Source organism: Actinomycetota bacterium, from assembly GCA_009923495.1.
Classification (GTDB): Bacteria; Actinomycetota; Actinomycetes; order S36-B12; family UBA5976; genus UBA5976.
Map to the genome: position 1 here is coordinate 1 of RFTJ01000026.1, position 8,130 is coordinate 8,130.

The 8,130-nt window shown below is 51.9% G+C and carries 12 protein-coding genes; all 12 read right to left on the reverse strand.

The genetic code is table 11. The features are described from left to right. Positions 1 to 113: 113 nt before the first annotated feature. The 12 genes from EBS36_06890 to EBS36_06945 all read right to left on the reverse strand — a co-directional run bounded on the left by EBS36_06890 (position 114) and on the right by EBS36_06945 (position 8,104). Complete coding sequence (locus tag EBS36_06890) at positions 114 to 449, reverse strand: hypothetical protein (protein NBU32873.1); 336 nt, start codon at positions 447 to 449, stop codon at positions 114 to 116. 3 nt (positions 450 to 452) lie between these two features. Further along, on the reverse strand, positions 453 to 1,217 hold the full coding sequence (locus tag EBS36_06895; protein NBU32874.1) for a hypothetical protein: 765 nt from the start codon (positions 1,215 to 1,217) through the stop codon (positions 453 to 455). Between the two features lie 37 nt (positions 1,218 to 1,254). Beyond that, positions 1,255 to 2,895, reverse strand: a complete 1,641-nt coding sequence (locus EBS36_06900; GenBank protein NBU32875.1) for a hypothetical protein — start codon at positions 2,893 to 2,895, stop codon at positions 1,255 to 1,257. Continuing rightward, positions 2,892 to 3,548 carry a hypothetical protein gene (locus tag EBS36_06905; protein NBU32876.1) on the reverse strand — a complete coding sequence of 219 codons (657 nt, stop codon included), beginning with the start codon at positions 3,546 to 3,548 and terminating at the stop codon, positions 2,892 to 2,894. The genes EBS36_06900 and EBS36_06905 overlap by 4 nt, the downstream gene beginning before the upstream one ends. A 1-nt stretch (position 3,549) precedes the next feature. After that, positions 3,550 to 4,266, reverse strand: a complete 717-nt coding sequence (locus EBS36_06910) for a hypothetical protein (GenBank protein NBU32877.1) — start codon at positions 4,264 to 4,266, stop codon at positions 3,550 to 3,552. Between the two features lie 2 nt (positions 4,267 to 4,268). Continuing rightward, the gene (locus tag EBS36_06915) at positions 4,269 to 4,466 is read right to left on the reverse strand and encodes a hypothetical protein (GenBank protein NBU32878.1); all 198 of its coding nucleotides are present in this window, start codon (positions 4,464 to 4,466) and stop codon (positions 4,269 to 4,271) included. Positions 4,467 to 4,498: 32 nt separating this feature from the next. Further along, positions 4,499 to 4,849, reverse strand: a complete 351-nt coding sequence (locus tag EBS36_06920) for a hypothetical protein (GenBank protein NBU32879.1) — start codon at positions 4,847 to 4,849, stop codon at positions 4,499 to 4,501. Positions 4,850 to 4,984: 135 nt separating this feature from the next. Then, the gene (locus tag EBS36_06925; GenBank protein NBU32880.1) at positions 4,985 to 5,407 is read right to left on the reverse strand and encodes a hypothetical protein; all 423 of its coding nucleotides are present in this window, start codon (positions 5,405 to 5,407) and stop codon (positions 4,985 to 4,987) included. Positions 5,408 to 5,433: 26 nt separating this feature from the next. Further along, on the reverse strand, positions 5,434 to 6,642 hold the full coding sequence (locus EBS36_06930) for a hypothetical protein (protein ID NBU32881.1): 1,209 nt from the start codon (positions 6,640 to 6,642) through the stop codon (positions 5,434 to 5,436). An 11-nt stretch (positions 6,643 to 6,653) separates the two neighbouring features. After that, complete coding sequence (locus EBS36_06935; protein ID NBU32882.1) at positions 6,654 to 7,436, reverse strand: hypothetical protein; 783 nt, start codon at positions 7,434 to 7,436, stop codon at positions 6,654 to 6,656. A gap of 124 nt (positions 7,437 to 7,560) precedes the next feature. Then, positions 7,561 to 7,854, reverse strand: a complete 294-nt coding sequence (locus tag EBS36_06940) for a hypothetical protein (GenBank protein NBU32883.1) — start codon at positions 7,852 to 7,854, stop codon at positions 7,561 to 7,563. 1 nt (position 7,855) lies between these two features. After that, the gene (locus EBS36_06945; GenBank protein NBU32884.1) at positions 7,856 to 8,104 is read right to left on the reverse strand and encodes a hypothetical protein; all 249 of its coding nucleotides are present in this window, start codon (positions 8,102 to 8,104) and stop codon (positions 7,856 to 7,858) included. Between the last annotated feature and the right edge of the window lie 26 nt (positions 8,105 to 8,130).

Below are 8,130 nucleotides of genomic sequence, written 5' to 3' on the forward strand. Positions count from 1 at the left end.
GGTCACAATCTCGGCCTGCGGCATTTTTAGCAGCTCATTCTGTAACGCCACAACCTTGTCCGGCATGGACAAAGCTGGCGTTAAATTGAACTCAGTGCCGCAAGCCAAGTTCATTAAGTCACCTCACGGCCACTGACGCGCATGTTGATAGCTGTGGCAGTGCCTGCAATGGTGCTGATGAAGTCGCCCACACCCAGCACCTGGCCCACCAGTTCGGGGAAAGTATAGACCTCAGACGCTTGAAGCGTCTTGGTCTTGGTGATCAAGTTGGAGTTGCCGGCTGACCCAGACACAGTGACCAAGTTGACGCTGATGGTCGCAGCGGTTGAGGTGTAGTTGGTCGCGGTGAATTTGTCGATGATGGCCGTGACGCCAGTAGCTGTGTACTGAGTGGTCTGGGTGGCCTCGACGTTTTTGGCGGGAACAAGGACTTTGACGGTGACTGTCATGGGTTACTCCAAAAGTAAGGCATTGTTTGGGATGTATTGCGTCATCAGCCAGTTTGTGCCATCAGACACAAGTGTCGCAGAATCCCCAATACTTGCCAAGAGAATCGATGTGCCAGCCGAACCGCCAGCTTGCGGGACAACATTACTAGACGCTGACACGACCGTTTGGGCTTGGTAAGTCTGAAAGTGCAAAATTCGCCCCGAATAGGACGACGCCGTTGGCAAGGTAACTGTACAGGTTGAACCAGACTTATTGTTGATCAGCCACAAGTCAGTGGCCGCAACCGTAAAGTCAGCAGTTTTGGTGACCGGCGCGGCCACCGATTGCTTGTTGTTGAACGTATTCCAATCGGTCGAAGTCAAATAGCCATTGGTCGTGGTGTTGGCCGCAGGCATACTGATGTCGGGCGCAGTGCCACCAGATGATACAACCGGCGCCGTGGCCGTCACCGCAGTCACGGTGCCTTGGGCCGGGGGCGGAAGCAGATTTAGCGCGTCGATCTGCTTTTGCATCTCAGCCATCTGAGACACCAAGGCAGAACAGCAGTCAGTCAATACGTCAGGAACCGGTAAGGTAACAACTGGTGGCAGCGTTTGCAGCTCTTGATTGACCGCACGAAGCGCGGCGTCATAGGACGCAATCAGCGATTCGGAGCTAAACGTAAGGCCAGAATCGTCAATAATTCCCGTGGCAATTTGATTGAGCGACAGAAAGAACAAGTACCACGCCCGGTCAATCAACCCGGTACGCGGGTCGATCAACGGCACCCTGGGGGGTGTAATGGGCGTAGGCGTCGCGTTTGGGCTAGGCATTGGTCGGGCTAATAATCAACTCGGCCCCCATGATGGCCACTTTGACCGGGTCGGTCATGGACAACTCATAGACGCGGTCTCGCAGCTTGAGCGTCATGCCCAGCCGCCGCCAAAATGTCCGGTGGCCATAGGCGCCAATCCTGCCAAGCGGCGACCAATGCTCATTTGACCAAGTGTGACCGCCGTCGTCCGACCAACGCAACATGGCTTCGGGATCGTAGCCTGGTGCGGCAGGGTATGAATTGGTGACAATTTCATAGCCCGTAATGTCAGTATCTGATAATTCGTATTGCCCAATCGGTTCAAAACCGTCCCCTGCTTCGGTGGTCAATGTAACGCCTGATTGAGTGGCTAAATAGGTTTGCCTATATTCAGCTACAAGATTTAATCCCGACTCAGTGTCTATGTTTTCACTGGCGTATGCTGGGTATAGATTTAAGCCTACGCCCGTTTCGCAATCCAATTGCAAACTATGGTGCGCTGTGCGCTTCAAGTTGTTTTGCCCCGTAGGCAACGCCCGCCAGGTGCGCAGCCACTTTTGAATCTGTCCATTGTCAGCGTACACGTCAAGGTCAAAGGCGTAGATGTTGCCGTTTTCAAAGTCGCCAACGACAATTTTGTTGTTAAACGCCATCTGGCAGTTGCTACGGTGCCGGGTAAATTCGCCTTCAACAAAGCCGGCCCGTTCGTGCCAGGCTTGAGTGGCCGCGTCGTACACCCAAGTGGTGTTGGCCGTGGGAAAGATCAGCACGTAAAAGCTGTGACCATCCTGTTGATAAGTGTACGCAATGGCGTCCGACATGTCGCCGTACTGTTGAATTTGCCATTCAACCGCATGGGTTGAGATGCGCTGGCCTTGGTAACCGTTGGCCCTGTAAACAATGCCCTGTCCTCGGCGATCCCGGCCCAGCCAGAACAGGCCGTTGTCCATCTTGGCAATGGAGTAAGGGGCCGCACACCCAAGCTCGTTGAACGCGCCTTGGATGCGTTGCAGGGGGAAGTCTGTGGCGCCTGAGTCGTACCAGACCTCAATGGAGTTTGTGCCAAAAGCCCAAACCTCGCGGAAGTTGGACACTACGGCCAGCAGGCCATCGGGCGACCCTTCGGTGCTGGCAAACTCAAGCGGGTCAATGGACGTGCCGTCCAAAAGGGTTGTGACCCACATCTTTTGACTATTGGGCTCATTGAACACAAAATAGCCGTCCAGATAGCAAACAGTTACCGCGCCGGGGAAATCGGGGTCAGTAATCTGGCCAAAGGCGTTAGTGGTGTTGTTGTAGATGTAGCTGGGGCCGTTGGCTGCAATGAACAGTTGCGTGCCGTTATCGGCCATGCTGACCGGCCCAGTGCCGGCCACAGTGCCGATTAGCGTGGGCGCGTAAGCGTTGTTGATCTTGTAAAGCGAGTTACCGGACACTACAAAACCCACGCCGTCGTTGGATGAGAACGCCCACAAGCCCCGAACCGGGCCCGTGCCCACCGTTGACAAAAGCGACAAGCCTGGACAGCGCTGCAAAAACGCAGGTTCTTTACCGCCCTCGGGGATAACTTCTGGAAACAGATTGACCATGCGGGCATTCGCAGCGTTGATGCTGCGGGTCACATAGGTCGATCCAAGGATGGGCGTTTTCATGCGACGTAACTTGGATACCACTTAGTTGTCGTAACGTCGTAAGTCATTGTTAACGCCTTACTAACCACCGCTGTGCCTGCTAGAGCAATATTCCCCGCGGTTGTCCACGTAAATATGCCCGTTGGAATTAATGTAATCGTACCGCCGCCAGTAGAAATTGGCGCTGCTGCCGTGATATTTACAACGGCTGTTGTTCCTGAAACAAAAACAATTGGGGTTGTTGGTGCAATTGTTGTTGCGCTTGCAATGGTTGGTGCAGCAGCGCTTACGGCGCTAAAGCTACTCAATGCAAGGCTTGTGCCTGTAGCTGCGCCAATGACCGGCGTGGTCAACGTTGGCGTAGTTGCAAACACGGCAGAACCGGTACCTGTTTCATCAGTCAACGCAGCTCGTAGGTTGGCGCTGCTTGGCGTTGCCAAAAATGTTGCCACGCCAGTACCCAAACCACTTACACCTGTTGCAACAGGTAGACCCGTGCAGTTGGTCAAAGTGCCACTGGCAGGCGTACCAAGCACAGGCGCAACCAAAGTTGAATTGGTAAACAGCAATGCGTTGGTGACTTGTTTGGTTGTGCCTGACTGCACAATTGGCAAAACATCAGCAACGGCGGCAGCAGTTGCAACGGGGAGGGAGGTGATTGCAATGGTGGCCATGTTAGTAGTTTCCTGCGTAAATGTTAAAACGTTGACGGGTGGCAATCAGCGAATACGGCATAGACATGATGTCATCAGGGTTGTTGATGCGCTTCAAATTGCGCTTGCTGGTCATAGCAATGCGCTGCACCTGGGGGCTGGGCTCAACGCCAAACTCAGGCGCAAATTCCATGGCCAAGTTGTACGTGAAAGCGCGTAGATACCCCGGCGGGAACAGAATGTTGGTTGCCAAAGTGGCGGGCTGATCCAATTCTTCAACTGAAATAAAGTGCCATTCCAAGTCCCGTGTGGGCTTGGGGTAGATGTACATATCAACATCAGGGTACGTCATGTTGATAAACAAGACTTGCGGGTATGTAGACGTCACCGTCTTAACAGCAATGCCATCGTACTGTTGTTGATTGATAAATTTGATGCCAAACGATACATTCGTGCCTGGGTCACGATAGTAAGTAGCGTCGTCCAGCAAAACTGGACGGTTGCCTACAAAGTTACCTGTTGGGCCAAGGGTGCGGTTAATAAACCCCGCAGGCCAGGTAAACACTTGGTCTTGAGTGCTAAAAACCGACAATCGCTCAGTATTCCATGAGTCAATCATCTGGTTAAACGCCATTAGCGCATCTTGAGATACCGATGCGGCTGGCGTTTCGCCCTCGGCCAGCACACCCAGCAGCCGCAGCGCCCGGTTGATCTGATCGGCAGCAGAGTAGGTGGCCATCTTTACGCTCCTAGTTCGACCGCCTCAACAACAGGACGGCCACGTCTACGTTTTACTTCCTGTGGAGCCGCCTCTTCAACATCAATTGGCGTGTCAAGAGTATAGCGTGTCCAGCCATTTTTTTCGTCCTCTACAGCTTCAAGTTCCATTGTTGCAACTTTGGCGCCGTGGATTTCATGCGACATGTAAATAACGGGCATAAAAAGAAGGGGGTGATTAGCCCCCTGGTTGGTTAAGTTTGCGCAACGTGAATTAAACCAAAATTAATGGTCAATGCTTCGGACAATGAACCAGCGCTTGCGTTGGTGATTGCAATGGTAAACGACCCAGCGGCTACTGTCACCACAGAAACCAAGTAAGTTCCCGCCGTTGCTGCACCGCTTGCAATAGCAATTACTGGGATGTCGTATGCAGAAACTTGGTTGTTGGTAACCACAAATGCAACTTCCACCCCCGCCGCCAGCGCCGCGTTGTTGGTCACAATTTGACCCACAGATGCGTTAATGGTCACGCCGGTAGATTTGCTAGTAGCTTGAGTAACAGTTGAAGGCGCCGTTGTGGAACTTCCAGTGTTATACCCAATTTGACCCGTCCCGGCTAAAGCATAGATTGTTGCTGAACTTTTGAGGTCTTGATCTTCAAAAGCGACACCAATTGATTTGGTATTTGCCATGATTTTTTCCTTTAAAAAAGGGGGGCCAAAGCCCCCCATTTAGGTTTAGGCCACGCGGTACACAGTGTACGCAGCAGTGTCCGTCTTGCGGAACAGGAACTGCGCTGCGCCACCAACACCGGCTGCACTGCCAGTAATAGCGACAAGCAAGTTGCCAACCGCAGTAATGCCGGTGTTAACAGCCATCGTAATCACCCCAGACGAAGTGCCCAAGTTGATGACAGTCAGTTCAAACGTGCTGTTGACTTTTGCATTGGTAAACACTGCGTCAATTGCTGTTGCCGTAGGCATCGTATAGGTTACCGCGCCTGTGCCTGCCGTGCCAACCAAGATGCCGCCGGTAATTTGCGCAGCAGTCAGAGTTGCCGTAGTAGTTGCCGTCTGGGGCGCTGCTTGAACGCCCATAACGATTTCGTTGGTGTTGCCATCGGTGAATTGGTATCCACCGCCAGAATTAGGGAGAGCCATGATAAATTTCCTTCAAAATTAATTAATTAACCCCAGATGCGGCAAGCCATCTGTGGACGAATGGTGGAAAAACCGTACAAGACATCAATACGACAAGGCATACGGTCGTTGTTGATGTCGTACTGGCGAACCACACGCAAGCTGATGCCATTGTGGACGGCACGCGCGGCCATGTCTACGCCTTGGGGCAGCAACAAGTCAGCGGTAGCGAACGTGATGGCGTCCTTGTGGTAGACCAAGTTCTGGGGGTACTGAGTTGAAGCAGCGCCCACAAACACCACAGCCTTGGCCGTAGCAGGCAAGGTCAGCATGGTAGCCAGAGCGTGAGTTGCTGAGTACATCGGCGCCACGGTCACGGTAGCCGTGGTAGTGGAGGTTGAAGACGCCAAAGCCACAAACTGGAACAACGAACCAGTGGATTCACGGGTTTGTGGATTCACAGCGTAGCAGTCGGCAATGGTAAACACGTCACCAACGGTGATGGTTTCACCCGAGCCAACCGTCAACGTGAGGGTAGAAGAACCTTCAGTTGTTACCGCAGCACCAGTGGTATTGCCAGTAGCAATGCGGGTGCCGGTGGTGTGCTGCTTGATTGACTGAGACATGTTGACTTCGTCAAAGCCCAACACACCCATGCCCATCATGCCGTTTTTAAACTGGCGTGACACGGTATCGGTGGGGTTGAACAGACCTTTCATGCCTTCAACCAAACCAGCGTTAGCGGCGGGGTTGACGGTGGCATAGCGGGGGCTCATCACAGCGGCGTTCTCGTTCAGCTTCTGCTGGGCTTGCAACAGCACCAAAGAAGTTGCAGGAGTGGTGCCAGGAGTGCCCACGGTGTTACCAATGCTCTTGTAAGCATTGGCGACGTCGGCATCGATGGAGCTGGCTAACTGGCTGATACGAGGCTTCAACACACGCTCTGCGAAGTCGTCCAATTGCATGGTCAATTCAGCAGAAGTGAAGTTGACACCAATGTGCTTTTGGCTGGCCACGGTCAAGGTGGTGAACTGCTCGTTGTCGTCTTGAACTTGCAAGGCGGCGCCGTCGGTCACCAAAGCGCGATCAGGCAGGCGAATACGCAGGGTCGAACCAATCTTGGCACCTTCAACAGCAAAGCTGTCGTCGTACTGACGGTTCACGTTACGGGTCAAAACAAGGTTGTTTTCGAGAATCTCAAGCGCTTTGCGCGTGATCATGTCGATGGTTAAGATACTGTTAGCCATGGAAAAAATCCTTTAAAAATTTAGCGGGTTGCCTGCATCTTTTTCAACTGCCGGGCTCGTTCGGCTTCAATCCACTCTGAGGCGCTCATGGTCTTGGTAGACCGTGGGTCAGTAGTGTCATAAGCCGGCGCTCCAGAGGAGCGAGCCGTCACGGGAGAAATCGGTGCTGGCGCAGACGTTGTTTTCTTGACCGGGGGCGCTGAAACCAATTTGGCTTCAATTTTCCCAATCTCTTTCGCCTGGCTCAAGGGCGTCATGCGTGAGATACGTTCCGCTTCTTTAGGGTTAGACCCGAGGTAGTACGCTAACTCAGGGCCAATCTCCGAAGACTGAATCGTTTCAGCCATCACGTTCGTAACTGGAAGTTTGGGGTTGTAGGCGACTTGTTCAAAGTCGTCGTACTTACTCCGCGCTTCTTCCTCAAGATCGTGGTAGCTCTCAAGAACTTGCGACTGCTGCCTGGCTTGGTCACGCTTGGCGATCAGTTCCTCTGCCTTCTGAAGGGCCAGTGCTTGCGCATAGGCTTCAGTAGACTCAAACTGGTCAGCGGATGCTGCCGGGGCTGCTTGTAGCGTCTGTTGTTCAGACTGACGCTGTGCTTGTTCTCGTTCCCACTTACGTTGCTCTCTTGCGAGGCGTTTGCCAATGGCTGCATCCAGTTCTTCTTGGGTAAAAACCCTAGAAGGTTCTTTCTGCTCATCAGCGACTACCGGCGTACTTTCAACAGTCTCAGGAGTGGCCGTCACTTCCGTTGCTGGCGCGGAGTCAACTTCCGCTAGGTTTTGTTGGACTTCTTCAGTCATTTCAATGAATCCTAAGATTCCCCGGTGAACCTCGCCGGTAAGGGTTTGTCAGCATTATGCTGGAATTTCTTGTGCTTGTCGTGCTGTTTCTTGGGTTGCTTGGTAAACGCAAATACATCGGCGTTTAGCAGTCTTCAGCGCCAGCAAATTCTGGCAAAGTTTTCAAATGCAAATATGCTTGTCTGATAAAGTTTTCTGCACCATCAGCAACAGAAAATTCAACAGAATAATTGTTAATAATTCTGTAAGTTTCTCCGACACATTCAAGGGTCACATATCCAGTTAACTTATCGCTAATTATTTTGGTAATTTTGCAATAAGCGGTAAATACGGCTTTTTGATTGCCAATATTTATTTGTCCACCTGATGTTTGTACAAACCCTTCACCCTCAATTGTAAAAATTTTTCTAAGTGCCATATTAAATACCCTTTGCAGCAATAGCCGCCTGATATGTCGCCACTACTTCAGGCGTTTGCACAGCGGAACAAATGGCTTGCACTTTGGAATCCTCATTGCTGTAGTCAGCACCAGGTACAACAACGTGGCGGTGAAACGCACGGTTTAATTCTTTGCCATCCTCAATAAATTTTGTGGCAGTTCGTACTTGCACCACGCCATTCTCAACCACCTCAATTTTATCTACCGCAACAATTTTTTCAAGTGCCATTTTAATCTCCAATTAAAACAATTTAA

What these genes read in the sequence shown, in the direction of transcription:
- EBS36_06890 (NBU32873.1), bottom strand. Translation starts at nt 449, where the DNA reads ATGACAGTCACCGTCAAAGTCCTTGTTCCCGCCAAAAACGTCGAGGCC.
- EBS36_06900 (NBU32875.1), bottom strand. Translation starts at nt 2,895, where the DNA reads ATGAAAACGCCCATCCTTGGATCGACCTATGTGACCCGCAGCATCAAC.
- EBS36_06905 (NBU32876.1), bottom strand. Translation starts at nt 3,548, where the DNA reads ATGGCCACCATTGCAATCACCTCCCTCCCCGTTGCAACTGCTGCCGCC.
- EBS36_06910 (NBU32877.1), bottom strand. Translation starts at nt 4,266, where the DNA reads ATGGCCACCTACTCTGCTGCCGATCAGATCAACCGGGCGCTGCGGCTG.
- EBS36_06915 (NBU32878.1), bottom strand. Translation starts at nt 4,466, where the DNA reads ATGCCCGTTATTTACATGTCGCATGAAATCCACGGCGCCAAAGTTGCA.
- EBS36_06925 (NBU32880.1), bottom strand. Translation starts at nt 5,407, where the DNA reads ATGGCTCTCCCTAATTCTGGCGGTGGATACCAATTCACCGATGGCAAC.
- EBS36_06935 (NBU32882.1), bottom strand. Translation starts at nt 7,436, where the DNA reads ATGACTGAAGAAGTCCAACAAAACCTAGCGGAAGTTGACTCCGCGCCA.
- EBS36_06940 (NBU32883.1), bottom strand. Translation starts at nt 7,854, where the DNA reads ATGGCACTTAGAAAAATTTTTACAATTGAGGGTGAAGGGTTTGTACAA.
- EBS36_06945 (NBU32884.1), bottom strand. Translation starts at nt 8,104, where the DNA reads ATGGCACTTGAAAAAATTGTTGCGGTAGATAAAATTGAGGTGGTTGAG.